21 protein-coding genes are annotated in these 22,488 nt (G+C 63.3%); 9 read left to right on the forward strand and 12 right to left on the reverse strand.

Translation table 11 applies throughout. The features are described from left to right. Positions 1-8 precede the first annotated feature (8 nt). The 4 genes from ABFX23_RS04235 to ABFX23_RS04250 all read right to left on the reverse strand — a co-directional run bounded on the left by ABFX23_RS04235 (position 9) and on the right by ABFX23_RS04250 (position 5,245). The gene (locus tag ABFX23_RS04235) at positions 9-1,670 is read right to left on the reverse strand and encodes a dihydroxy-acid dehydratase domain-containing protein (protein ID WP_346031873.1); all 1,662 of its coding nucleotides are present in this window, start codon (positions 1,668-1,670) and stop codon (positions 9-11) included. 10 nt (positions 1,671-1,680) lie between these two features. Next, positions 1,681-3,126 carry an MFS transporter gene (locus ABFX23_RS04240; RefSeq protein ID WP_346031874.1) on the reverse strand — a complete coding sequence of 482 codons (1,446 nt, stop codon included), beginning with the start codon at positions 3,124-3,126 and terminating at the stop codon, positions 1,681-1,683. A gap of 86 nt (positions 3,127-3,212) precedes the next feature. After that, positions 3,213-3,938 (reverse strand): winged helix-turn-helix transcriptional regulator, encoded by a 726-nt coding sequence (locus ABFX23_RS04245; protein ID WP_346031875.1) that lies wholly within the window; start codon positions 3,936-3,938, stop codon positions 3,213-3,215. A 107-nt stretch (positions 3,939-4,045) separates the two neighbouring features. Then, entirely contained in the window at positions 4,046-5,245 is a 1,200-nt protein-coding gene (locus ABFX23_RS04250) for an LL-diaminopimelate aminotransferase (protein WP_346031876.1), read from the reverse strand. Between the two features lie 147 nt (positions 5,246-5,392). Between ABFX23_RS04250 and ABFX23_RS04255 the strand changes: the two genes are divergently transcribed. The 6 genes from ABFX23_RS04255 to ABFX23_RS04280 all read left to right on the forward strand — a co-directional run bounded on the left by ABFX23_RS04255 (position 5,393) and on the right by ABFX23_RS04280 (position 11,709). Continuing rightward, on the forward strand, positions 5,393-7,258 hold the full coding sequence (locus ABFX23_RS04255; RefSeq protein ID WP_346031877.1) for a PHA/PHB synthase family protein: 1,866 nt from the start codon (positions 5,393-5,395) through the stop codon (positions 7,256-7,258). A 158-nt stretch (positions 7,259-7,416) separates the two neighbouring features. After that, the gene (locus ABFX23_RS04260; protein ID WP_346031878.1) at positions 7,417-8,151 is read left to right on the forward strand and encodes a phasin family protein; all 735 of its coding nucleotides are present in this window, start codon (positions 7,417-7,419) and stop codon (positions 8,149-8,151) included. A 177-nt stretch (positions 8,152-8,328) separates the two neighbouring features. Beyond that, positions 8,329-8,715 (forward strand): ATP-dependent Clp protease adapter ClpS, encoded by a 387-nt coding sequence (gene clpS / locus ABFX23_RS04265; protein WP_346031945.1) that lies wholly within the window; start codon positions 8,329-8,331, stop codon positions 8,713-8,715. Between the two features lie 108 nt (positions 8,716-8,823). Further along, positions 8,824-10,101, forward strand: a complete 1,278-nt coding sequence (locus ABFX23_RS04270) for an LptF/LptG family permease (RefSeq protein ID WP_428831645.1) — start codon at positions 8,824-8,826, stop codon at positions 10,099-10,101. Beyond that, positions 10,091-11,188, forward strand: coding sequence for an LPS export ABC transporter permease LptG (gene lptG, locus ABFX23_RS04275; RefSeq protein WP_346031879.1), 1,098 nt, complete (start codon positions 10,091-10,093; stop codon positions 11,186-11,188). The genes ABFX23_RS04270 and lptG overlap by 11 nt, the downstream gene beginning before the upstream one ends. Next, positions 11,185-11,709 carry a GNAT family N-acetyltransferase gene (locus tag ABFX23_RS04280; protein ID WP_346031880.1) on the forward strand — a complete coding sequence of 175 codons (525 nt, stop codon included), beginning with the start codon at positions 11,185-11,187 and terminating at the stop codon, positions 11,707-11,709. Before lptG ends, ABFX23_RS04280 begins: the two co-directional genes overlap by 4 nt. Before the next feature lie 3 nt (positions 11,710-11,712). Here the strand turns inward: ABFX23_RS04280 and ABFX23_RS04285 are convergent, their stop codons facing one another. Beyond that, the gene (locus ABFX23_RS04285; protein ID WP_346031881.1) at positions 11,713-12,804 is read right to left on the reverse strand and encodes a fatty acid desaturase family protein; all 1,092 of its coding nucleotides are present in this window, start codon (positions 12,802-12,804) and stop codon (positions 11,713-11,715) included. A 149-nt stretch (positions 12,805-12,953) separates the two neighbouring features. Here ABFX23_RS04285 and ABFX23_RS04290 point away from each other — a divergent pair, with 149 nt between their 5' ends. The 3 genes from ABFX23_RS04290 to ABFX23_RS04300 all read left to right on the forward strand — a co-directional run bounded on the left by ABFX23_RS04290 (position 12,954) and on the right by ABFX23_RS04300 (position 15,824). Beyond that, the gene (locus ABFX23_RS04290; protein ID WP_346031882.1) at positions 12,954-14,108 is read left to right on the forward strand and encodes an N-acetyltransferase; all 1,155 of its coding nucleotides are present in this window, start codon (positions 12,954-12,956) and stop codon (positions 14,106-14,108) included. A 100-nt stretch (positions 14,109-14,208) separates the two neighbouring features. Further along, on the forward strand, positions 14,209-14,652 hold the full coding sequence (locus ABFX23_RS04295) for a response regulator (RefSeq protein WP_346031883.1): 444 nt from the start codon (positions 14,209-14,211) through the stop codon (positions 14,650-14,652). 377 nt (positions 14,653-15,029) lie between these two features. Further along, positions 15,030-15,824 (forward strand): response regulator, encoded by a 795-nt coding sequence (locus ABFX23_RS04300; protein ID WP_346031884.1) that lies wholly within the window; start codon positions 15,030-15,032, stop codon positions 15,822-15,824. 10 nt (positions 15,825-15,834) lie between these two features. Here ABFX23_RS04300 and ABFX23_RS04305 read toward each other — a convergent pair whose 3' ends face one another. Genes ABFX23_RS04305 through ABFX23_RS04335 form a run of 7 tightly spaced genes read right to left on the reverse strand, consistent with a single transcriptional unit; the run spans position 15,835 to position 22,451 of the window. Then, complete coding sequence (locus ABFX23_RS04305; protein WP_346031885.1) at positions 15,835-17,229, reverse strand: MATE family efflux transporter; 1,395 nt, start codon at positions 17,227-17,229, stop codon at positions 15,835-15,837. A 53-nt stretch (positions 17,230-17,282) separates the two neighbouring features. After that, on the reverse strand, positions 17,283-18,284 hold the full coding sequence (locus tag ABFX23_RS04310; protein WP_346031886.1) for an alcohol dehydrogenase catalytic domain-containing protein: 1,002 nt from the start codon (positions 18,282-18,284) through the stop codon (positions 17,283-17,285). A 5-nt stretch (positions 18,285-18,289) separates the two neighbouring features. Continuing rightward, positions 18,290-19,168: an MBL fold metallo-hydrolase gene (locus ABFX23_RS04315; RefSeq protein WP_346031887.1), complete on the reverse strand. Its 879-nt coding sequence runs from the start codon at positions 19,166-19,168 to the stop codon at positions 18,290-18,292. A 46-nt stretch (positions 19,169-19,214) separates the two neighbouring features. After that, positions 19,215-20,333 (reverse strand): NAD(P)-dependent alcohol dehydrogenase, encoded by a 1,119-nt coding sequence (locus tag ABFX23_RS04320; RefSeq protein WP_346031888.1) that lies wholly within the window; start codon positions 20,331-20,333, stop codon positions 19,215-19,217. Positions 20,334-20,384: 51 nt separating this feature from the next. Then, entirely contained in the window at positions 20,385-21,248 is an 864-nt protein-coding gene (locus ABFX23_RS04325) for an SDR family NAD(P)-dependent oxidoreductase (protein WP_346031889.1), read from the reverse strand. A 52-nt stretch (positions 21,249-21,300) separates the two neighbouring features. Further along, positions 21,301-21,858 carry a 2,4'-dihydroxyacetophenone dioxygenase family protein gene (locus ABFX23_RS04330; protein WP_346031890.1) on the reverse strand — a complete coding sequence of 186 codons (558 nt, stop codon included), beginning with the start codon at positions 21,856-21,858 and terminating at the stop codon, positions 21,301-21,303. A gap of 53 nt (positions 21,859-21,911) precedes the next feature. After that, positions 21,912-22,451, reverse strand: coding sequence for a 2,4'-dihydroxyacetophenone dioxygenase family protein (locus ABFX23_RS04335; RefSeq protein WP_346031891.1), 540 nt, complete (start codon positions 22,449-22,451; stop codon positions 21,912-21,914). Between the last annotated feature and the right edge of the window lie 37 nt (positions 22,452-22,488).

Here is a 22,488-nt window from a genome sequence, read left to right on the forward strand (position 1 = left end):
GGAGCGCGTCACTTCTTCTCCGGCACCAGTACGCCGCCCGTTCGCATGGGGCGCACGCTCTCGCGAAAATTGCTGAGGTAGCCGGACGCCTCGATGCGTATGCCGGGCCCGGTGCGCCTGGCTAGTTCCTCGGGTAGCACATCGAGATCGAGGCTTCGGTCCTTCACCGATACGCGCACGGTATCACCATCGCGCACGAGGCCGATCGGCGCGCCGTCCTCTGCTGCTTCGGGCGAAACCTCGGCCACTGTCAGGCCCTTCAGGCACAGGCCGGAAAGCTGCCCGTCGGTCACGAACGCGGTGGTCTTGGCAAGACCGGCCGCATCCAGCGCGAAGAGAATGAGCGATGCGCCGCCGCCCATGGCGGGGCCTCCTCTCAGGCCCTGATTTCGGGCGATAACGACATCGCCGTCCTTGATATCCCCCGCCTCGATCGCGGCCATGCACTCCTTCGTATCTTCGAACACGCGTGCGGTGCCGGTGAATTCTTCCGGCCTGCTGCCATCGCGGATGCCGAGGCGCACGACGGCCGTATCGGCCATGGTTCCCGACAGGATGGCGATGGTTGGACCTTCGCTGAACGGCTGATCGAGCGGCTGGATGATGTCCGGCCCTTCGATTTCGTAATCGGCCAGATTCTCGCCAAGTGTCTTGCCCGTGCAGGTGAGCGCTTCGGGACAGATGCGAGGCTCCAGGCGTTTCAGGACGGCCCGCGCCCCGCCTGCATCCTCGAACTGCTCGATCCGCACGTCGCCAGTGGGCCGGACGGGGGAGAGCAAGGGCACGTCGCTGAATTCTTCCATGAGGGCAAAAACGTCGACGCCGTTCTCTGCCTCGATGGCCGTTGCCTGCAGGTGTTTGATCGCGTTGATCGACCCACCAACCGCCAGCAGGGTGGCGACGGCGTTGCGGAAAGCCTCGGGCGTAAGGATCTGGCGGGGGCGCAGGTCTTCCCATACCATCTCCACGATCCGCCTTCCGGCGGCGCGAGCGTTCGCCTGCATCTTGGGGCTGTTACCGCGAACAGGAGCATTGCCTGGCAGGCACATGCCCAGCGCTTCGACGACCGAATGCATGGTGTTCGCCGTCGCCATCCCGGCGCATACGCCGGGTCCGCGGATGGCGTTCTCGGCCATGTCGGGGATGGGGAATTTGGGCTCCTTGCCAAAGATTGCGCCGACCTGGCCGGACCACACGTCTTCCACGTCCACCGGCTCGCCGTCGATCTCGCCCGCCTGCTGGTAGCCGCCGATCACCAGGATCGTGGGAATGTTCAGCCGCGCGGCCGCCATCAGGTGGCCCGGCGGCGTCTTGTCGCAACTGGTCAGGCAGATCATCCCGTCCAGCATCGCGGCTTCCACCTGCACCTCGATATCGTTGGCGATGATGTCCCGCCCGGCAAGAATGTAGCTGCCCGATTTGTTGGCGCCGGTGATGAAATCCGACGGGGCTGCCGTGCGCACCTCGAACGGGACGCCGCCTGCGGCGCGGATTTCCTCCTTCACCATCTTCGCAATGCCATCGAGGTGGGCGTAGCAGATCGCAAGCTCGCTGCTGGAATTCACCACCGCGATCTTGGGCTTCTCCATGTCCTCTTTCGACAGGCCCAGCGCCTTCCAGTTGGCGCGGCGACCGGGATTGTTGGCATCGAGGCTACGCAATTTGACCATTGATCGGTTCCTATTCGGCAGGTTGTGCAGTTGCGGAGGATTGGGACTGTTGCAGGCTGCGCGCGAAGTAAGCCAGGAGCAGGATGCAGACGACGATCCCGGCAAGGCATCCGGCGGTGAAGATATAGCCTTCGCGCGCGCCTCGTGCTCCTTGCAGGAAGCCAGCGGTCGCGCCGATCCACGGGGCTGCGACGGCGCCGAACTTTGCCATGAAGCTGGCCCAGCCGCCGCCGAAGCTGCGCACTGCGCTGGGGTAATAAATACTGGTGATGGAGATAACGGCGGCGTGGCCGGCGCCCACGAAGATCGCGCCAATCAGCAGCAGCGCGGCCAGCGACGGGCCGCCCGAGACGAAACCGAAGCCAACCAGCAGCACGAGCGGGATGCCGATCAACGGCGCGATGGCAATCCAGCCGGGGCCCCGCTTTTCTGTCAGGGCCAGTAGCAGCACGCCGCCGATCGCCCCCACCATGCCGCTGGCCGCGGCCAGCCATGCGGCATCCGTACGGGCTATGCCCAGCGCCTCCATGAACAGCACGCCATAGGCATTCTTCAGGTAGATCGCGATGCTGGAGAAGAAGTAGGCAAGCCAGATCAGAGGCGTGACGATAAAGAGCGCACCAACGAACAGCTCGCGGAACTTGAGGATGGGGTTCTCGCTTGTGGTAGCCTTGCGTTCGTCGCTGAGTTCGAAGCGCTCGTAAGCCTGCGCTTCGAAAGCGGGGTCCAGCCGCGAGAGCATGGGGACGATCTGCGCGCGCGGCCGTTCCTTCGCCACCATCCAGCGGGTGCTTTCCGGCAGCATGAAGATCAACATGATCGAGAAAACCCCGGTCATTGCGCCGCAGACCCAGAAGATGCCTTCCCAGCCGAGGTAGGGCGCCGTCCAGTTGGCGATGGGCGCGGCGGAAGAGGCACCGAAGCTGAAGCCCAGCATGATAATCGTGACCGAGGTCGATCGCATGGCCTTGGGCATGGATTCGATGCTCAGTGCCCAGACGGGTGCAAGCAGGCCGCCGATGGCAAGGCCGGAGATGAAGCGCAGCACGATCAGCATTTCCGGCGTGGACGCGAAACCCACCAGCGTGGTGAGGATTGCGCTGGCCACGGTGCAGGTGATGATCACGGGACGCCGCCCGAAAACGTCACCGAGATAGGCGCCGAACAATGATCCCACCATCTGCCCGACGAAGGCCGCCATGGTGACGTAGGCGGTCATGTCGTCGCTGATACCCCATTCGTCCCGGATATAGGGCAGGGCGTAGGGCAGAGCGGTGAAATCCTGCCCGTCGAAGAAGGTGACGAGGCTGCACAGGATCAGGATTCGCAGTTGGAAGCCGTTGAACGGCAGCGTAACGCTGCGCCCGCCAAGCGAGAACCGCGTGCGGCGCACCTCGCCAAGGAAGCTCGCCACGTCCAGAGTGCGTCCACCGCCATTTTCGGGCGTGCTCGCCATTGCAATCTTCTCCCCAAGATTGATTTTGTCCGGGGCAGCCTAAACTGCAAGTGAGCCGCGCGCCAGCCCCCGATTTGCCTAGATTCTCAGGCGTCTTCTTCCGCCCAGCCAAGATCGCGCAGATAATCGTCCAGCGCATCCGCCTGCGGGACACGCGGCGCGAGCATGAAGGGCTGCGGTTTGGTGAGGCGATAACCGCCTTCGGGCGCGGTCTGCACGTAGTCGTCGCATTCCGCGCTCGCCAGTTTCGCGCGCAGGCGCGAAACATGCACTTCCACGCTGTTCGTCTCCGGTTCGTGATTGAGCCGCCACACGTCGGCGATCAGTTGCCTGCGCGTCACCCGCTCGCCCGGCGCGTCGGCCAGTCTCCACAGGACGCCGAATTCGCGCGGGTGAAGGCCCAGCCAGCGGTTGCCCTGTCTCGCATCTCGATGGAACAGGTCCAGCGTCAGCGATCCCACATCGCGCCAGCGGGGCAACATGCCGAACATCTCGGCCACGCGGCGTGATCGGGCTGCCAGTTCATGCAGACCGGTGTCCGCCGATAAGGCTTCCGCACATCCCAGCGATATCAGCGCCGCGCGTTCGGAGGGGTTTTCCACCCCCAGCAGGATCAGCCGCCAGGCGGGCCGGTCCGACCTGGCGAGAGCATGACGCTGCGAGGGGGACAGCTTGCGGGTGTCGCAAACGAGGACGTGACGGCATTCTGCGCGCCGTTTTCCGCGCCCGCCGCAAAGGGTCCAACCGATTCGGCGCAAGTCCCACTGCGACGGAGGCACCGCCTCGCCCGCGATCCAGCCGAAATTGGCCATTGTTGCCCTATCCTACCAGCCTGCGATGCAAGGCAGCAGCATCGGCCACCGAAGGCAATTGCGTGTCAGCCCGCAGTCGCTGTCCGCAGTCACGCCCCCCGTGCGCGTCAATTCCCCGAAGTGTTGACGCCCATTTCCTGGAAATAGCGTTTCACATTGCGTGCCGCCTGGCGCAGGCGCTGTTCGTTCTCGACCATCGCGATACGAACGTAGCCTTCACCGTCCTCACCATAGCCCACACCAGGCGCCACGGCGACTTCCGCCTTGGTGAGCAGTTGCTTGGAAAATTCCAGGCTGCCCATGTCCTTCAAGGCTGGCGGCAGGGGAGCCCAAGCAAACATGCTGGCAGGCGGCGCGGGGATTTCCCATCCGGCGCGGCCGAAGGCTTCCACCATCACGTCGCGCCGCTTGTGATACATCTCGCGGTTCTTCTCCACGAAGTCCTGCGGACCGTTCAGCGCGGCGCAGGCCGCGGCCTGGATCGGCGTGAACGCACCGTAGTCGATATAGCTCTTCACGCGGGCGAGCGCGGAGATCAGTGTCTGGTTGCCGACCGCAAAACCGATCCTCCAGCCGGCCATTCCGAAGGTTTTGGAAAGGCTGGTGAATTCCACTGCCACGTCCTTCGCGCCCGGCACCTGAAGGATGGAAGGCGTCGGCTTGCCGTCGTAGTAGAGTTCGGAATAGGCGAGGTCAGACAGGATCCAGACCTTGTGGAATTTCGCCCAGTCGACGAGCTTCTTGTAGAAATCGAGATCGACCACTTCCGCCGTCGGGTTCGACGGGAAATTCACCACCAGGATGGTCGGGCGCGGAACGGTGAAATTCATCGCCGCTTCCAGCGCCTCCCAGTATTTCTCGTCCGGCGTGGTCGGTACCGACCGGATCGAGGCGCCGGCGATAATGAAGCCGAACGTATGGATTGGGTAGCTGGGGTTGGGCGCAAGAATGGTGTCGCCCGGCGCGGTGATGGCGGTGGCGAGGCTGGCGAGTCCTTCCTTGGAGCCTAGCGTCACGACCACTTCGTTGTCGGGATCGAGTTCAACGCCGAAGCGCCGCTCGTAGTAATTTGCCTGGGCCTTGCGCAGTCCGGGGATGCCCTTGGACTGGGAATAGCCGTGGGCATCGGGATTCTGGGCCACCTCGCACAGCTTGTCGATCACGTGCTGCGGCGGCGGCTGGTCCGGGTTGCCCATTCCCAGGTCGATGATGTCGCGCCCCTCCGCACGCGCGGCCGCTCGCATCGCGTTGACTTCGGCGATGACATAGGGCGGGAGGCGCTTCATGCGGTAGAATTGCTGGTCCATCTGTTCCTTCTCTTGGGTTCAACCGGGTTTCTGTGGGGCCTATCTGGCGCAAAGGTGTTGCAAGCGCAACGCAGCAAAGTGCCTGGCGTTGCAATGAGGGCGCTTCCCCTCCCAATTTCTCATAATTACCCTTACAAGGGCCCCGACATGGCAAAAGATCCAAAAAGCGGCGAGGAAGCTGCCGATATTTTCACCGAGATGCTGCGGGCGCAGGGCGAAGCTGCCCGGCAGATGATGCAGACTTTCGCGCCGCAGGCCGCCCATTCCGTGCCGGACGAAACGGCCATCGATGCAATGGGCGAGGCGATGATGGAGTTCCAGAAGACCTGGCTGCAATTCTGCCTGCCGCCCGAACAACGGGGCGCTCCGCTGCTGAGCGATCCGGCGAGCTGGATGGAAGCACTGCGGAAATGGTCCGCTGCCAACCCGCTGCTGGATGCCGAAGCGCAGCAGAAGCTGTGGACCGACGGGTTGCAGCTCTGGAATGATGTGCTGTCGCAGTATTCTAAGGAGGAGGATGGCGAAGACGGTGCGCAGCTGCCTTTCAAGGATAGACGGTTCGCCGATCCGAAGTGGCGCGAGCAGCCGGTCTTTGCGCTGATCCACCAGACCTACCTGCTGTTCGCGGAACGGCTTTCGAAAAGCGTGGACACGGCGGAGGGGCTTTCGGAGGAAGATCGGGAGAACCTGCGCTTTGCGACCAAGGGCGTGCTCGACGCCATGAGCCCGGCCAACTATCCCATGATGAACCCCGTGGTGCTGGAGCGCACCATGGAAACCCAGGGCGAAAACCTGGTGCGCGGCTTGGAACGCCTGACACAGGACCTAGAGCGGGGCCAGCTGACCCATACGGACACCAGCAAGTTCGTGGTGGGCGAGAATATCGCCACGACGCCCGGCAAGGTGATCCACGAGACCGAGCTGTTCCAGGTCATCCACTACACGCCCACCACCGACGAGGTGCTGGAAGTGCCGCTGTTGATCTTCCCACCGTGGATCAACCGGTTCTACATCCTCGACCTGAACGAGAAGAAGAGCTTCGTTCGCTGGGCGTTGGACCAGGGCATTTCGGTTTTCATGGTAAGCTGGAAATCGGCGGATGAGAGCCTCACCCACATCGACTGGGATGACTATATCCTCGCTCAGATCGAGGCGATCGACTTCGTTCGCGAAAGGATGAAAGTGCCGAGCGTGCATACGATCGGCTATTGCGTGGCCGGGACGACGTTGGCGGCGACGCTTGCCGTGCTGGCGCGCCGGGGCGAGGCCGACAAGGTTAAGAGCGCCACATTCTTTACCGCGCAGGTGGATTTCCGGCACGCGGGCGAGCTCAAGCTGTTTGTGGACGAGGGCAAGCTGGAATTCATCCGGCAGGCCAGCAAGGGGGGCTACCTCGACGGGCGATACCTGGCGGCGACGTTCAACATGCTGCGTGGCAGCGACCTCATCTGGAACTACGTGGTCAACCACTACCTGCTGGGAGAGGACTATCCGGCCTTCGACCTGCTGTTTTGGAACGGCGATGTCACCAACCTCCCGGCAAAGTGGCACGCGGCGTACCTGCGCGACCTCTATCGCGACAACCTGTTGGTGGAACCCGATGCGCTTGGCGCGGACGGCACTTCGATAGACCTGCGGCGCATCGCGTGCCCCACCTACATCCAGGCCGGGCGTGAGGACCATATCGCTCCGCCGGAAAGCGTGTTCGAGGCGCTGAAGCATTTTTCCGGCCCCAACCGCTTCGTGCTGGCGGGCAGCGGTCACATCGCGGGTGTCGTCAATCCGCCCGCTGCGAACAAGTACCAGTACTGGACCAACGACGGCGAGTTTTCCTCGCTCGAAGAATTCATCGGAGGCGCGACCGAGCATCCCGGTAGCTGGTGGCCGGACTGGGCGCAGTGGCTTGCTTCTCTGAACGACACCCGGGTGAAGGCAACGGGCCGGCGCAAGCCGGGCAGCAAGGCCAATCCCGCAATCGAGGACGCACCGGGGCGCTACGTCAAGATGCGCTAGGTCGGATCGGGCACCCGGAGGCGCCCGATTCTGCGCCGTTGTGCACTGCAACATATTTCCTTGACTTCGCGCTTGCGAAGGGCTATTTGTGCATTGCAACAAGAGGTCGCGGTAGTCCGTGATCTCGAACGAATGTGATGAGACACAAGCGAGGATTTATGGCCGAGTCAGCGTCCACGACCGAAGACACAGCCGAAAAGGCGCCCGCCGCCGCTGCCAAGCCGGCAGCGGTCGAGGGGAAGACGGCTGCCCCCGCCAAGAAGGCTCCGGTTGCTGCCAAGAAGGCAGCACCGAAGAAGCGCGCCGCCAAGAAGGCGGCGCCCAAGAAAGCCGCTCCGGTAAAGAAGCCGGTGGCGAAGAAGACCCCCGCTCCCAAGGCCCGGACTAAGGCCGCTGCGAGCGCCAAGTCCGAACCCACAGTTACCCAGCTCAAGGAAAAAATCATGGCAACCCCGAACTTCGATTACAGCAAGCAGATCACCGAAACGATGACCGAAGCGGTCAACGAAATGCAGGCCCGCACCCAGGCCGCCTATGACAAGAGCGCCGAAGCCATGGGCGAGATGACCGATTTCGCCAAGGGCAACGTCGAAGCGATGGTCGAGACCGGCAAGGTCTTCACCGAATCGCTGCAGGGCATGGGCCAGACCATGGCCGACGAAGCCAAGCTGGCTTACGAAACCGCCACTGCCGATATCAAGGACATGGCCAGCATCAAGAGCCCGACCGAGCTGTTCCAGCTGCAGGGCAAGATCATGCGCCGTAACTTCGACGCGATGGTCGCCATGTCGTCCAAGACGACCGACGCGACCATGAAGATGGCCAACGACGTCGCCGCTCCGCTGTCGGCGCGCATGAACGTGGCCGCCGAAAAGATGTCGAAGGTCGCCTGACGGCTCTCACAGGTTACCGATCGCCGAAACCTCTCCTCTCCCACGGCGATCAGTTGACGGGCCGGGCAGCGACGCTGTCCGGCCCGAATGCTGTCTGGGGCCGAAGACCCGGCAATGCCGCGAAATTCTAACGCCGGACTTGCAGCCAGCACATTCGATACGATATTCGCGCAGGAAATGACCCGCACCGATCCCCTTCCGAGCGCCCATGGCTGGGCCGTTGTCGCCGCCGACGAGGATGGCGACGAAGGCGGCGTTGGCGACGGCGAGGGCCAGGTCGGCGTTGCCACCAAGACTCGCGCAAAGCCGAAAAAGCCCAGCCAGTACAAGGTGCTGATGCTGAACGACGACTATACCCCGATGGAGTTCGTCGTGATGGTTCTGAAGCGCTTTTTCCGCATGGACCTGGAGCAGGCGACCCGCGTCATGCTGCACGTCCACCAGCGAGGTGTGGGCGTTTGCGGCATCTTTCCCTACGAGGTGGCGGAAACCAAGGTGAACCAGGTGATGGATTTCGCGCGCGAGAACCAGCACCCGTTGCAATGCACGCTGGAAAAGGCCTGAGCAACCGCTCGCCCCCGGCCAAAGCCTGTACAATTCAACACATGACCCCGGCAGGTTTTCTCGCTAAGGCGCGGAAACCCTAATCCTTTCGCAGCGTCAAACTGGCACGTGTCCCGCTTTATCACCGCTACAGACCGCTACATCTTCCGGCTCGTCATCGTGCCGATGATCGGCGTATTCGTGCTGGCGGCCAGCCTGCTGTTGCTGGAAAAGATGCTGCGCCTGTTCGATTTTGTCAGCGTGGAAGGCGGACCGATCAGCATCGTATTCGAGATGCTGCTTAACCTCGTGCCGGAATATGCCGGGCTCGCCATTCCGTTGGGACTGTTGCTTGGTATCCTGTTCGCCTTCCGCAAGCTGGCCATTTCCAGCGAGCTGGACGTGATGCGCGCGGTGGGCTGGTCCTACACCCGGCTGCTGCGCGTCCCGTTCCTCATCACCTTCGCCCTCGTCGCGCTGAATTTCGCCATCGTCGGCTTCATCCAGCCGCAGGCGCGCTTTGCTTACGAGGAAATGGAGTTCGAGCTTCGCTCCGGCGCGCTGGGCGCATCGATCAAGGTGGGCGAGTTCAACACGATCGAGGACCGCATGGCCCTGCGGATCGAGGAAAGCGAGGACGAAGGACGCCAGCTGATGGGCATCTTCGCTCGCGTGGCGGACGATGCCGGACAGGTGCTTTCCATCTCCGCGCGCGAGGGGCGCTTCCTTGCCAATCGGGAAGATCGCAACACCATCATCCTGCGGCTGGTGGACGGGGTGATCGTGCACGACGTGGCTGAGGGTAGTCCGCGCGTCCTCAGCTTCAGCCGGCACGACCTGCCGATAGACCTGCCCGCCATAGAGGAATTCCGCGCCCGCGGAGAGGACGAGCGCGAGTATGTCCTGCCCGAACTGCTGGAAATCGGCTGGAGCCCTGACAGCACGGCAGAGGAACGCGTCGGCAGCCAGGCGAACTTCAACTACCGGATGGTCGAAGTCGTGATGATGCTGATGCTGCCGTTCCTCGCCGTGGCGTTGGCCGTGCCGCCCAAGCGCAGCACATCGGCACTGGGCGTGTTCCTTTCCATCGTGATCGTGGTCGCCTATCACAAGATCAACCAGTACGGATCCGAGGTGGCGGAAATCGGCCGGATCGACCCCTTCCTTGCCTTGTGGGGGCCCTTCGCCGTGCTCTTCGTGCTCATCAGCTGGATGTATTACCAGGTCGCCTTCGTTCCCGGTGGTCAGGCCATCGGGTTCCTCGAGAGCTTCTATTCCAAGATCGCCCGCCGCCTCAAGAAGCTAATCGGGCGCGACAAGTTGCGGGGACTGGTGCCCGAAGAGGACCTGCACGGCCAGCAGGACGGGGACATGCAACGGCAGGAGGCTGCGTCAGGTGCTGCTTGATTTCTTCCCCTCGCGCACACTGACGATCTACCTGGCGAAGATGTTCGCCGTGCGCATCGTGGCGGTGCTCGCCATGCTGGTGCTGGTGCTGCTGGCACTCGACATGCTGGGCAAGACGGGGGACATCCTCGCCGTGCCGGGGAACGGGGATGCCGAAGTATGGCTCTACGCCAGCTTGCGCGCACCGCAGCTCGTCGCGCGGTTCCTGCCCTACTCGGTGCTATTGGCCACGATCATCACGCTGGCCGGGCTGAACCAGAATTCCGAAGTGATCTCGATGAAGGCCGCCGGTCTCTCGGCGCACCAGATCCTCGCGCCGCTGCTGCTGATCGGCATGGTAGTGGCGGTCATTTCCTTCGCCTTCAACGAACGCATCGTCACCCGCGCTACGGCTACGCTGAAAGTGTGGGAAGACGTGGAATACGCCGCCATCCCCGAGGACCGGGAAGCGCGCAGCAACGTCTATTTCAACGATGGCAACGACGTGTTGATGGGCAGCACGCTTTCGGGCCGGGGTGCCGACACGGTGATGACCGATGTCACGTTCTACGAGCGGGACGATGGCGGCATGATCACCCGTCAGATCACGGCCGATCGCGCCACGTTCGCGTCTCCCGGTTGGTTGCTGGAGGATGCTTCCGCATTCACCGTGGCGAGCGCGCAGACGCAGGCGATCGACAGCATCACCGTCGCGCCCGGCGTGGAGATCGCGCAGGTCGAACTGCGCCGCGTCGATCCGGATGCACAGCCGCTTGCCAGCCTTTCCGAAAGTATCGAGGCGTTGCAGGGCGCCGGTCGCCGGACGGGCGAACTGGAAGCCAAGTGGTGGCACAAGATTTCCGGACCGCTTTCTGCCGTCCTCATGCCGCTGCTGGGCGCGGTAGCCGGTTTCGGCCTGGCGCGTTCCGGCAAGCTGTTCGCCCGCGCAGTGATCGGCATGGCGCTGGGCTTTGCCTACTTCGTGGTCGACAACGCGGCACTCGCGATGGGCAGTTTTGGCGGCTACCCGCCGCTCTTGGCGGCATGGGCGCCGTTCTTTCTGTTCCTGCTGGTGGGTGAGACTGTCCTGGTCCGCACCGAGGAATGACCGCTGCCGACTGGTCCCTGCGCCTTGCGCGCCCCGAAGATGCCGAACAATTTACGGAAGTCGAGGAAGACGCCGCGCGCCTGTTCCTCACAGAGCCGTTGCTGGAGGATATCACCATGCCCGCTCCGCGCTCGGCGCAGGAGTATCGCGCCATTATTGCCCAGCGCCAGAGCCTGTCCGTCACCAGCGAAGGCAACGTCGTGGGTTTCGCCGCCGCGCGGCCTGCCGGACGCGAATTGCACCTTCACGAACTGAGCGTCGCCCGCGCATTCCAGCGGCGCGGGATAGGTGCCACCCTATTGCGCGCCTTGCAGATCGACGCGCGTAACGCAGGCTTCCGGGCCATCACGCTGCACACCTTCCGCGATATCGCCTTTCATGCGCCGTTCTATGCTCGGCATGGCTTCACGGTGGTTGATGTACTGGACGATCATCCGCGCCTCGCTGCCGGGCTGGAGGCCGCAGCAGAAGCGGGCCTTCCACCCGAGCGGCGGTGCGCGATGATTTGCGAACTGGACTAGGGTCTAGCCTTCGCGCCGACCCATCGTGCTGCGCGCGATGCGTCCGACAAGCGGGATCATCCCCGGATGGCTCGCCTCGGCAAAGGTGGAAGTATCGCCCAGCTTAGCCGAGATGCGCTTATGCGCCTCGTGCAGCGAGTGGTAGGGCATGGACGGTACGAGGTGGTGCAGCGCGTGATAGCGCAGGCCTACCGGCGCCCAGATGCCTGCGATAAAGCTGGGCACGTTGACGCTGTCGAGATACTGCGCGGTCACGGTCATCGCCTCGCCGTCGTTCTCCCACAGGTGCGCCACCAGCGTGCGAAGCTGATTGAACACAGCGACGGCGGCAGTGATGGCCGCAGCGATCAGCAGCGGGCGCCAGCCCAGCCAGAATGGCGTGGAGATCAGGAACATCGCCCACAGGCTTGCGCCGACCTGCTGGAACAGGAACCAGCCGCGTTCCTTGTCTTCTGCCGGGCGGCGACGGAACGAGGGATTGATCGAAAGCGCAGAAAGTCGTTCCCACGCAAAGCGGCGCAGGGGCGGCACGATCAGGCCGATGGGCGCGATGATGCCCCAGCGCACGATCAGCGCGATGGGCGCGAGCGCGGCGACCAGCACGAACAGCGGCAGGCTCCACGGCTTCATCAGCGCCAGCGGCATGTATTCCGGGTCCTCGATCGTGCCGTACTTGGTGCGCGCGTGGTGCAGCGTGTGCACGTTCTCGTACATCAGGCTGGGCGTGAGCAGCGGAATGCCTACCAGCAGGTTCCACCCGGTGCGAAAGCCCGGCAGGGCGTCGCGGTGCAGGTGGCTGATCTCGTGAATGAACAGCAGCGCCCGGTAGAGCGCGAAGACCGATACGATTCCCAGCGCGACGGCGAGCCAGGTGCTTTCCACCAGGATGGCACCGGCCATGGTGGCGTAGCCAACCAGGGCGGAGACGATCATGTCCGGCCAGTAGATTTCCGGGCGAGCCGTGTTGATGTCGCGCGTAAGTTCGGCAGCGGCGCGCAGCATCGCCTTGTCGTCGGGGATCTGGGCGTGCACGCGCCTGCGCTGCACGGGGGCAGCGGCGCTGTCTTGCTCGGGAATGTTGCTCGTCGCTTCCATGGGGCGGCTCTATACTGCAAATTGTCGATAAGGGCGATGGCCGGGGTCTATGCTCCGACGCAGGTGGCCAAGGTCTCTTGAGCCAGATTACTTGACAGGGCCTTAATGCATATCAAGAGCGAACGCGATATGAACGAAAGGCCAAGTGTGTGAGCCAGAAGATAGATATTGCCCCGGTTTCCGGCAAGGGCGACCTCGATGCATTCATCGAAATTGCTTTTGAGCTGAACAAGGGTGATCCCAACTGGGTTCCGCCGCTGCGCATGGAAGTGCGCGAATTGCTCGATCCGAAGAAGAACCCGTTTTTCGAACACGCCAAGGTACAGCTGTTCCTGGCTCGGCGCGGAGGGGAGGTGGTTGGCCGCATTTCCGCGCATTACGACGAACTTGCGCTGGCGCAGCCGCCCGAGCAGGGCAGCGGCCCGGGAACGGGCAACTGGGGCCTGATGGAGGCCGCCGACGAAGCCGTGATGGCCGCGCTGATCGCCCGCGCGGAAGAGTGGCTGCGCGAGCAGGGCATGACACGGGTGCTGGCGCCGATGAGCCTTTCTGTCTGGGACGAACCGGGCCTCCTCACGAAGGGACACGATCATCCGCCGATGATCATGATGGGTCATCACAACGCGGCGTACCAGGGCTGGGTCGAGGCCCAGGGTTACGAGACGGCGAAGCGGCTGCTGACCTACGATCTGAGGATCGAGGACGGCTTCCCGCCGCTGATCGACCGGATCGTGGCATCGGGCGAAAAATCCAGCCGCATCCATGTGCGCATGGTCGATACCAAGAATTTCGAGGATGATGCCGCGATCTGCATGGATATCCTCAATTCCGCCTGGTCCACCAACTGGGGCTACGTCCCCTTTACCGAGGCGGAGAAGGTCTATGCCTCCAACAAGCTGAAACCGCTGACGAAGCAGGGCGCGAACATGATCGCTTTCGTCGACGGGGAGCCCGCCGCTTTCATGCTGTCGTGGCCCGATATCAACCTGAAGCTCAAGGACTACGGCGGCAAGCTCTTCCCGTTCAACTGGCTCAAGCTGCTGTGGTGGCTGCGCAATCCCGACTCTCTGAACTGGCGCGTGCCGCTGATGGGCGTGATCCCGAAATATCAGAACAGCCGAATGGCCAGCCAGCTGGCTTTCATGATGATCGAGTACATCCGCCGCTATTCGGTGGGCCGGTTCGATGCCGAGAGGGCAGAGGTCGGCTGGATCCTGGAGGACAACCAGGGGATGGTCGCCATTGCCGATGCCATCGGGGCGAAGGTCAATCGCGAATACCGGCTCTACCACAAGGACCTTTGATCCCGTCTGTTTGCTGACGGGGAACTTGGCGAGGTGACGCGGCGTTGCCTCGACAAGGTCGCATCCGAAATCCGGATCGCCAGCACCCCCTCGGAGGCCAATGAGCAAGACTGCCGTATCCAGCACCCGTTCCGGCAAGCCGCGCAAGCTACCAAAGCTTGGTCGCGTGCTGCTGGTGGAAGACGATGCCATCCTCGCGATGTCGCTGGAGGATGCGCTGCTGCGTGGCGGAGCCGAGGAAGTGATCATCTGCCACACCATGCAATCGACGATGGAGCAGCTGGAAGACGGCGGGAAGCTCGATGCCATCGTGCTGGACGTGCACCTGGCCGACCGCGACGATGGCTGGGCGCTTGCAGAACTGGTCGACCTGCTTGGCCCAAAGCGGCCCTGGATTGCCTTTTCCACCGGCTCGCCCGGCGACATTCCCAAGGAAATCGCCCAGATGGGCCCGGTATTCGAGAAGCCGTACGATCCCGACCAGTTGGTCGAGGTGATGGCGGCCGGGCGCAAGCGCGGCCTGTTCTCCCGCCTGCTGCGCTGAGCGGCACTCCGACAACGCCGAGTCAGCCCACTGCGCGCCATAGGCAGGCGCAGCGCGTGAGCTATTGTCTTGTCTTTCGTGAGAATGACGAAAAAAAGGCCCCCGATCTGTGATCGGAGGCCTCTTGGGATCGTATCACCAGCCGCTTGGACGGGAGGGGGGTCTCGGCGGTGACATGGACTAAATGACCGCCGCGAAAAGCGGTTCCCCGCGCCTCCAAAAAAAATCGAAAAAATGTTTGAGCGGGTTTGAAAAACGAATTCCGACTGTCATTGAGCGCGGGTCATTCACGGGTGGAATATCGCGTTGAAGGTGCCACTTGGAACCCAAGCGCATCGAGCGCGTTCACGTGACACCTACAATCGGGAAGGGTTTCTATGAGTATTGGTGCCGAAGTTGCTGCACACCTGCCGTTTCTCCGCCGCTACGCGCGCGCTCTCACGGGCTCGCAGTCGACCGGCGATGCGTTTGTCCAGGCCACGCTGGAGGCTGCCCTCGCGGACGAAAGCGTTGCCGACAGCCTGCGTGGCGGACGCGTTCCTCTTTACAAGACATTCAACAAGGTCTGGTCCAGCGCCTACATGGAAGTGGAAAGCGCCGAATCCGTGGGCAGCACCCACGAAATCGCCGCGCAGGACCAGCTGAAGCGGATCACGCCGGTCAACCGCCAGGCGCTGCTGCTCACCACGGTCGAGGATTTCTCGACCGAGGAGGCGGCCGAGATCATGGACATGAGCGCGGACGACGTCGAGGAACTGGTTCGCGAGGCTATCGCCGAGATCGAGCGCGAGAGCGCGACGAGCGTTCTCATCATCGAGGACGAGCCGCTGATCTCCATGCAGCTGGAAGACCTGGTAAAGTCGCTCGGCCACGAGATCTGCGGCACGGCGGCAACCCGCACGCAGGCGCAGGACGTGGTGGCCGACAAGACGCCGGGCCTCGTGCTTGCCGACATCCAGCTGGCCGACGGTTCCTCGGGCCTCGATGCGGTGGACGATATTCTCGCCATCCAGTCGGTGCCGGTGATCTTCATCACCGCCTACCCGGAACGCCTGCTCACGGGCGACCGTCCGGAGCCGACCTACCTCATCACCAAGCCTTTCCAGGAAGACACGGTGCGCGCGGCGATCAGCCAGGCGCTGTTCTTCGGATCCAGCCGCCCGCTGGACTAAAGGCTCTGCTTCAAGCGTCCCCGGCGGCTTTTTCGCCGGGGCGCTTCCACAACACCCACCACGCGATCGCTGCGGCGGCAAGGCCGCCCAGCAGGTTCGCCGCCAGTTCCGCCAGATAGACGGCCTCGGTGCCGAGCGCGCCGCGCAGCAGCCAGGCGAACGGCACCATCACCAGCATCACACGGCTGATCGAGAGGGCTAGCGCGTTGCTGGCCCTGTCTATCGCGTTGAGCGCACCGTTGACCACGATCAGCACGCCGTATCCGGCATACCCCCAGACAGAGATCGCGAGATAGGCGCTCGTCGCTTCTAGCGTTTGCGCCTCGTCGCTGAAGAGTTCGGCGAACCACTCCCTCGACGTGTAGAGAACGAGCGCTGCGGCCAGCCCGTAACCCATGCAGAACAGCCCTGCCTGCACCAGCGCGCGGCGTGCCCTGCCGTACTGGCGCGCGCCCCAGTTCTGGCCGACGATTGCGCCGATGGAACCGGACAGCGCCAGCAACGGCACCACGGCGAAACTTTGCAGGCGGCCACCCGCCCCGAACCCTGCGACGGCAGCCGTGCCCTCCGCCGCCAGCAGAGAGGTGAGGATTGCAAGCCCTGCCGGGTTGATCGAATTGGTGAAGGCCGCAGGCCCGGCGACGCGGGTGAGCGCCTTGAGCTGCACACCGATGCGGCAGTTCTTCACAGCCGATGGGCGGAATGGCAGGTCGTGCCGTTCCAGCAGCCAGAAAGCCGCGACGATGCCGACGATCCAGCCCCCGATGGTGGCATAGGCCGCGCCCGCAACGCCGAAGCCCTCGATCCCGAAGGCACCGGTGATCAGGATCGGGTCGAGTATCCAGTTGGCGATGGAGTAGATCACAAGCACGGCCGTGTTGCTCTTGGCCGCGCCTTGCCCGCGCAGCACGCCGTTCGCGCCCATCATGGTCATCATCAGGACGAAACCGAAGGCGTAGGGCTTCAGGTACTGATCGATCAGCGGCAGTATTTCGGCGTCCGCCTGCATCAGCTGGAACAGCGGCTGGCGCAGCACGAACAGCAGGAGGCCAAGCGTAATCCCGGCGGCCAAGCCCAGCATCAGGCCGAGGTTCGCGCGGGCCAAGGCCCGCTCGTCATCGCCTTCACCCAGCGCGCGGCTGACCACGGAATTGATCCCCACCATCACGCCTACGCCGAGGCTCTGGAGCGCGGTGATGACCGGGAAAATGAAGCTGATCGCCGCCAGCTCGTTCGCCCCGAGCTGGCCGATGAAATAGGCATCGATCACGCCGACGGACATGATCGCGGCGACGCCGACGATGGCAGGCGTGGTTTGCTTGACGAGATGACCGGCAATGGAGCCGCGCACCAGCTTCGCGCGCGGATTTTCCGGTGCGTCGAGGTTTTCTGCTTCGCTCGCCATGGGCCCCTAAGTGGTAGTCAGCCGTCCAGCGGCAACATGGCCCTAAGCCCCCCTCAGGGCGCGATCAACACCTTGCACTGATCGGTGCGCTTCTTCAGGCTCTCGAAAACGTCCGGGGTTTCCGACAGGCTGATGGTGTCCGTCACCAGCAGGCGCGGGGCGAGGGCGCCCGCATCGAGCGCGGCAAGCGCGGCTTCGTATTCCGGCACGGTGAAGAATGCGCTCGTCACCAGCTTCACCTGCTTCGACAGCATCACGAAAGTGTTGAGCGTGTCGGGCTTCGTGCACAGCCCCAGCAGCACGATGGTGCCGTCGGGGCGGACCTGCTGCACCGACTGGTCGATCAGGCCGGGGATGCCGACACATTCGAAAACGATATCGGCCTCTCCGCCCAGACCCTGCTTCGCGCTTTCGACGGGGCTTTCGGGATCGACCACGAAGACGTCCGCGCCCATTTCAAGCGCGCGGCCCTGCTGGAAAGTGGCAATGTCCTGCACCGCCACTTTTCCTGCACCGAAGCGCTTCGCCCAGAAGGCGACGGCAAGGCCGATGGGACCGGCGCCCAGAACCAGCACCCTGTCGCCCGTTTTCATTCCCGAGAGGTTGATACCGTGCAGCGCCACGGCCAGCGGCTCGATGATCGCGCCGTCGGCCAGCGTTAGGTCGCTCGGCAAAGGCACGCACTGGTTGGGGCGGGTGACGGCGTATTGCGCGTAGCCGCCGCCCTGCAGGCCGAATTTCTCGCACCATTGCACGGTGCCCTTGCGGCAATGTTCGCATTCGCCACAGCTCATCAGCGGGATCACGGAAACGAGGTCGCCGACCTTGTGGCCCTTTGTATCCTTGCCCAGCGCAACCACTTCGCCCGCGAATTCGTGGCCGAGGATATCGCCGTGCTTGCAGCCGTAAGCGGCGTCCTCGGTCATGTGCAGATCACTGCCGCAGATGCCGCAGCGGCCCACCTCGACCACCAGTTCGCCTTCGCCGGGCGTGGGATCGGGCACGTCCTCGAAGGCGAGCGGCTGGTGCAGTTCCTGGAAGGTAACGGCTTTCATCGTGTCTATTCGGTCCAGATCGGTTGTTCGCCCATGGCGACTTCGGTGGAATTGACGAGGATGAAATCATCCAGCACGTCAATCGTGGTGGGGAAGGCCGCGCGCACCTTCGCCTGCAGGTCGTCGGAATCGGCGGCATCGGCAACCAGCCCCGGCCACGCGTCGAGATAGCGGTAGGTGAACGCAATCCCGCTGATGTCGTCTGGCAGGCCGGGCCTCGCGTGACCGGCAACGACGATCTCGGGCTGCAATTCTTCCAGCGCGTCCATGCTTGCGCGCCAGGCGGCAACGGCCTCTTGGTCATGCTCGCCCAGCCACAGGTGAACTTCGTTGAAGACGAGGTCTCCCGGCAGCAGGGCGCGGATTTCCGGCACCCACAAAGCGGTGGAATTGCGATGGTCGCCCTGCATCGGGCCGAGCACGCGCAGTTCGTGGCCCTCCAGCATTATCGTGTCACTCGACAGCGCGTGGGGCGCACTGGGATAGGCGGGGCCGTTCTCGGCCAGCATAGGGCTCCAGCGTTCCACCTTGAACGGCAGGGAGCGCCAGATATCGGCCACCACCGTCTCGTGTGCGACGATCTCTGCTTCAGGGAAGGCTTCCTCCAGCACCTCCATCGCGAAGAAGTGATCGGGATGGTCGTGGGTAACGAAAATGTGCGTGAGGTTCTTGCCGCTATCCAGCACCATCGCCGCCACGCGGTGCGCGTCGGCGAGAGTGAAGGGCGGGTCGACCAGTACGGCGTCCCGCTCCCCCATGATGAGCGCGGAATTGACGTGCAGCGAGCCCGCACTGGTGCGCAGGACTTCCACCCGCAGCGGCGGCTCGTCGTGATCGTCCGCAAGGGCGGGGGAAGCAAAGGCCAGCGCCAGGCCGGCAACCATTTATTTCAGCATTTCTTCCCTCCCCTTTTTGCTGCCTTTCCTTCGGTTACTCCGCCGAGATGCGCAGCACAGGCTTCACCACGCTGCCGTCCTCGCTGGCGTGGATCGCCTCGTTGATCTGGTCGAAATCGAAATAGCCGATCAGCTTCTCGAACGGGAACTGGCCTTTCACGTGGTAGTCCAGCAGTTCGTTGAGGAACGGGCCGACATCGCTGTCACCGCCGAGGATGCCCATCACGCGGCGGCCGCCGCCCATGAACTCGGCTTCGTTGAAGGTGAGGTTGTCGGACGGGTCGGACGCGCCGACGATACCGCAGATGCCCATCGGGGCCAGCAGGCCCCATGCCTCCTGGATCAGCGTGTTGATGCCGGTCGTGTCGAAGGCGTAGCCAAGGCCCTGCGGCACCAGCTCGCGGATCTTGTCCATCGCGCCGTCCTTGCCGTTGAAGGCGTGGGTCGCGCCCAGTTCCTTCGCCAGTTCCAGCCGCTTGTCGTTCACGTCGACGGCGATGATGGGGTTCGCACCTGCGATCTTGGCCGCCATGATCGCTGCCATGCCTACCGTGCCCGCACCGAAGACGGCGATCGGCATGCCCTTGCGCACTTTCATCGAGCGCAGCACCGCACCCGCGCCGGTCATCAGGCCGCAACCGATGGGGGCGATGCGCTCCAGCGGGATATCGGCGGCACTTTCGGCGATCTTCACCGTGTTCGCCTCGTGCGCGATGGCATGGGTGGCGAAGCTGGACTGGCCGAAGAAATTCGCGTTCATCGGCTCGCCGTCCTTGAACATCACGGGCGAGCCATCGGCGCGCTTGCCGCTCCAGTTGTGCGGAAAGAAATTGTAGCAATAGGTCGGCGCGTCGATGGAGCAGCTGGGGCATTCGCCGCAGGAATTGAAGCTCATCACCACGCGGTCGCCCGGCTTGGCGACCGTAACCGCGCTGCCCACCTCTTCCACGATGCCGGCGCCCTCGTGGCCCAGCACGACGGGATGGGGGACGGGGAGCTGCTCGTCCCGCACGGCCATGTCGGTATGGCACACACCGCAAGCGACCACGCGAATGCGCAGTTCGTCAGGGCGCAGATTGTCCAGTTCCACGTCCTCGATCTTGAAGGGTTCGGAATTGCCACGGCAGATGGCGGCGCGTGCGGAGGTGGTCATCGTTTCTCCAGAAATTTACACATTGTCAAATGCACTCGTAACGAGCGCCGGCTAGTCGTTCAATGGCTTGATCGGGCCAAGCTGCATGCCTCCATCGATCATCACGTGGGCGCCCGTCATGTAGCTGCCCGCGTCGCTCGCCAGCAGCAGGGCGAGCGGCTTGATCTGGTAGGTTTCTGCCATGCGGCCCACGGGCACCAGCTTGTCCCAGGCCTCTTTTGCCTTGGGGTTCTTCTTCACCCAGCCATCGCCGATGTTGGTGACGAAGGGGCCGGGCGCGATGGCGTTCACGCGGATGCCGAATGCGGCGAGTTCGTAGGCGGAGTGACGCATGAAATGCTTCACGCCGGCCTTTGCCGCCATGTAGGGCACGCCGACGATGGCCTCGTTCACTTCCGCCGCGTTGGAAGACGTGATGACGATGGAACCGCCCCGGCGATAGCCGTTGGCCTCGTTCGCCTTCATCACCCGCGCGGCCTCGCGCACGGTGTGGAACACGCCCGTCAGGTTGATGGCGATGGACTTGTCCCACTTGTCCTTGGAATAGACGTCGATCTGGCCATCGGGATGGCGCTTGTCCTCCGGGCTCCAGAACCCGTCGCCCACGTCGAGGCCGGCATTGGCAAAGGCAATGTCGCAGCCGCCGTAGGCTTTCACGTGATGGTCGAAAGCGCGGGCCACCTGTTCGAGGTCGGACACGTCGACGGTGTCCCAGCGCACCTCGTATCCCTCGTGCGATAGCCGGTCCGCCTCGCGCGCGGCACCCTCGGCATCGATATCGGTGATCGTCACCTTTGCGCCCGCCTCGGCCATGGCTTCGGCATAGGCGAGGCCGATGCCGCTGGCAGCGCCCGTCACGAGCGCCGAACGGCCCTTGATGTCGAACTGGTCGAGCGTTCCGGGGGTATCAGACATGGTATTCCTCTCTCGTCAGCCCCGAACCGACGATCCGGGGAAATTGTCCTGATTACAGATACAACTGACGGTTGATCGGTATGCCCTGTTCCTTGCAGTAGCTTTCGTAGTGGTTGATGAACCACCACACGTCCAGCGTCTCCACGTGTTCGCCGTTCTCGTCGTAGAACTCGTTGGCGCCCTGCATCCAGAAAAACGCCTTCATGCCGTCGGGCTCGTCGGTAACGAGGGTGTGTGCGTGGCCGGGGAATTCGGTGATGAAATCGCCCGGACGGCAGACCCAGTCGTATTCGAGGTAGCGAAAGCTGCCTTCCAGCCCGATCGCCCACACCATGCCGCGGTGCTTGTGCGTGCCGATCACGCCCTTTTCCTTGATCCACAGCACGTTGGCGTAGACGTTGTTGCGGATGTCGAATGCCAGGTGCCGGATGGCGGCATTGTCGCCGAAAGGCACCCACGGGCTTTCCGCCTCGTCGGTGGAGACATAGGTGCCATCGCGCACATAGGTGTCGATCACGTGCTTGTAGGTTTCGGGCACATTGACGATCTTGAATGCGCCGGCTTCGGCAGCGGTCTTCGCGCCGAGTTTGGGTTTTTCCTGGGTTGCCATATCAATCCTCGTGCGGGGAATTGTGCGCCGCCCGGCGAAGGCGGCGCATTCAATCAGACGTAGAGCTTTTCGTTGATGGGAATGCCCTGCTCTCGGCAGTACTCTTCGTAGTGGTTCATCATCCACCACACGTCCGCCGTCTCGATAAGATTGGCGTTGTCGTCGTAGAACTCGATCGGACCCTGCATCCAGCCGAACAGCTTGCAGCCGTCGGGGTGTTCGGTGACGAGCGTGTGCGATTCGCCCGGAACTTCCAGAATCAGTCCGCCCTTCGTCGCCACCCAGTCGTACTCGAGATATCGCACCGTGCCCTCCAGGCAGACCATCACGATCGTGCCGCGATGCAGGTGCGTGCCGATGACGCCCGGGCCTTTCATCCAGAGGATGTTGGAGAAAATGCCCTGCCGTACATCGAAGGCAAGGTGCTTGATCGCAGCACTATCGCCGAAGGGAACCCAGGGGCTGTCGACATCGGTTTCCGCGTCGATGTAACGGCCGCCGGGGCTGACCCGGTCGACAAGGTGCTTGTAGGCGTAGCCTACATCGACGATTTCGCCCTTGGTGGAAGGCGGTGCTTTCATTTGGGTGGCCATTGGTACTCTCCTTCGATTGTCCGGTCCCGCTTTGTCG

Source organism: Erythrobacter westpacificensis (genome assembly GCF_039542285.1).
GTDB classification, from domain to species: Bacteria; Pseudomonadota; Alphaproteobacteria; order Sphingomonadales; family Sphingomonadaceae; genus Alteraurantiacibacter; species Alteraurantiacibacter westpacificensis.

Coding starts and splice junctions, on each gene's coding strand:
- ABFX23_RS04335 (WP_346031891.1), bottom strand. CDS start 22,451: ATGGCCACCCAAATGAAAGCACCGCCTTCCACCAAGGGCGAAATCGTC.
- ABFX23_RS04280 (WP_346031880.1), top strand. CDS start 11,185: ATGACCGCTGCCGACTGGTCCCTGCGCCTTGCGCGCCCCGAAGATGCC.
- ABFX23_RS04245 (WP_346031875.1), bottom strand. CDS start 3,938: ATGGCCAATTTCGGCTGGATCGCGGGCGAGGCGGTGCCTCCGTCGCAG.
- ABFX23_RS04260 (WP_346031878.1), top strand. CDS start 7,417: ATGGCCGAGTCAGCGTCCACGACCGAAGACACAGCCGAAAAGGCGCCC.
- ABFX23_RS04235 (WP_346031873.1), bottom strand. CDS start 1,670: ATGGTCAAATTGCGTAGCCTCGATGCCAACAATCCCGGTCGCCGCGCC.
- ABFX23_RS04295 (WP_346031883.1), top strand. CDS start 14,209: ATGAGCAAGACTGCCGTATCCAGCACCCGTTCCGGCAAGCCGCGCAAG.
- ABFX23_RS04330 (WP_346031890.1), bottom strand. CDS start 21,858: ATGGCAACCCAGGAAAAACCCAAACTCGGCGCGAAGACCGCTGCCGAA.
- ABFX23_RS04310 (WP_346031886.1), bottom strand. CDS start 18,284: ATGAAAGCCGTTACCTTCCAGGAACTGCACCAGCCGCTCGCCTTCGAG.
- ABFX23_RS04255 (WP_346031877.1), top strand. CDS start 5,393: ATGGCAAAAGATCCAAAAAGCGGCGAGGAAGCTGCCGATATTTTCACC.
- ABFX23_RS04250 (WP_346031876.1), bottom strand. CDS start 5,245: ATGGACCAGCAATTCTACCGCATGAAGCGCCTCCCGCCCTATGTCATC.
- ABFX23_RS04315 (WP_346031887.1), bottom strand. CDS start 19,168: ATGGTTGCCGGCCTGGCGCTGGCCTTTGCTTCCCCCGCCCTTGCGGAC.
- ABFX23_RS04285 (WP_346031881.1), bottom strand. CDS start 12,804: ATGGAAGCGACGAGCAACATTCCCGAGCAAGACAGCGCCGCTGCCCCC.
- ABFX23_RS04240 (WP_346031874.1), bottom strand. CDS start 3,126: ATGGCGAGCACGCCCGAAAATGGCGGTGGACGCACTCTGGACGTGGCG.
- ABFX23_RS04325 (WP_346031889.1), bottom strand. CDS start 21,248: ATGTCTGATACCCCCGGAACGCTCGACCAGTTCGACATCAAGGGCCGT.
- ABFX23_RS04305 (WP_346031885.1), bottom strand. CDS start 17,229: ATGGCGAGCGAAGCAGAAAACCTCGACGCACCGGAAAATCCGCGCGCG.
- clpS (WP_346031945.1), top strand. CDS start 8,329: ATGACCCGCACCGATCCCCTTCCGAGCGCCCATGGCTGGGCCGTTGTC.
- ABFX23_RS04320 (WP_346031888.1), bottom strand. CDS start 20,333: ATGACCACCTCCGCACGCGCCGCCATCTGCCGTGGCAATTCCGAACCC.
- ABFX23_RS04300 (WP_346031884.1), top strand. CDS start 15,030: ATGAGTATTGGTGCCGAAGTTGCTGCACACCTGCCGTTTCTCCGCCGC.